The 1,261-nt window shown below is 44.6% G+C and carries 1 protein-coding gene; it reads left to right on the plus strand.

Annotation, left to right across the window (positions count from 1 at the left end):
* The first annotated feature begins 61 nt into the window (after nucleotides 1-61).
* A protein-coding gene (locus AC27IB_RS23450; RefSeq protein ID WP_487124050.1) for an IS3 family transposase occupies nucleotides 62-1,230 on the plus strand; the annotation gives its coding sequence in 2 pieces (ribosomal slippage) (nucleotides 62-314 and nucleotides 314-1,230; 1,170 coding nt in all).
* The last annotated feature ends 31 nt before the right edge of the window (nucleotides 1,231-1,261 follow it).

A 1,261-nucleotide genomic window follows, 5' to 3' on the forward strand; every position in this document is an offset into this window, starting at 1 on the left:
TGACGTGCTCCAATAGATTCACACAGCCAGTTAAGAGATAATTATCTCAACTGGAGTGTATATGAAAATGCGAAAAAGCTACTCAAAAGAATTCAAACTGGACGCTGTAAGTCTGGTTACGGAACAAAATTACAAGATCGCCGAGGCAGCTCGTAGCCTTGGTATTAGCGCCAATATGTTAGGCCGCTGGCTTAAAGAGCAGGAATCGGAAGGTGCTCATGCATTTCGTGGCAACGGTAAGTTGACGCCGGAACAGGAAGAAATCCGTCGGTTGCGAGAAGAAAATAAACGCCTGAAAATGGAGAAAGAGATACTAAAAAAGGCGACGGTCTTCTTTGCCAAAGAAACCAAGTAAAATACGGTTTCATTACCCAACATAAGAAGACCTGGCCGATTAGTCTGATGTGTCAGGTTCTGGGAGTCAGTCGCCATAACTATTACAGTGCCGTGCGACGAAACGAACAACTTGAACCCGATCCACAACATGATGAGCTAATTGAGTGGGTACAGAAAATAGCAGATGCCAGTGACTTTACTTATGGCGTAAGGCGAATGAAACGTGCACTGAATTCGCTCGGTTATCCGGTTGGAAAACAGCGTACGAGAGCCTTGATGAAAGAAGCCGGAGTGAGCGTAAAACGGCGTAGAAAATACAAAGTAACGACTAACAGTGACCATCAACAACCTGTATTCGATAACGTGCTGTCACGTGACTTTGATGCGCAAAAATCAGATCAGGCGTATGTCTCTGACATTACTTATATCTGGACGCAAGAAGGCTGGCTGTATCTGGCTGTTGTAATTGATCTGTTCTCACGCAAAGTCGTGGGCTGGAGTATGTCTTCACGGATGAATGCTCAGCTTGTGTGTGATGCGTTAACAATGGCTTTATGGCAACGTAAACCCAAAGTAGGTCTGATACATCATTCAGACCGTGGTTCACAATACGCAAGCCGACAGTTTAGACAATTACTGACGCAGTACAAGGTAACAGGCAGCATGAGCAGGAAAGGTGATTGTTGGGATAATGCCGTTGTGGAGAGCTTCTTCGGCACATTAAAACAAGAGCGAGTGCAATGGCGTCACTACCAAAGCCGTTATGCTGCTCAGCAGGATATCCTGCAATACATAACTATGTTTTATAACAGCCAAAGAATGCACTCATATCTGGATTACAAAAGTCCAAACCAATATGAGGCTGATATGGCTAATTTAGGAAAAGCGGCTTAACTGGGTTGTGTGAATTTGGTTGACCACGTCA

The sequence above is a fragment of the Alteromonas sp. 4NH20-0104 genome (genome assembly GCF_057547795.1).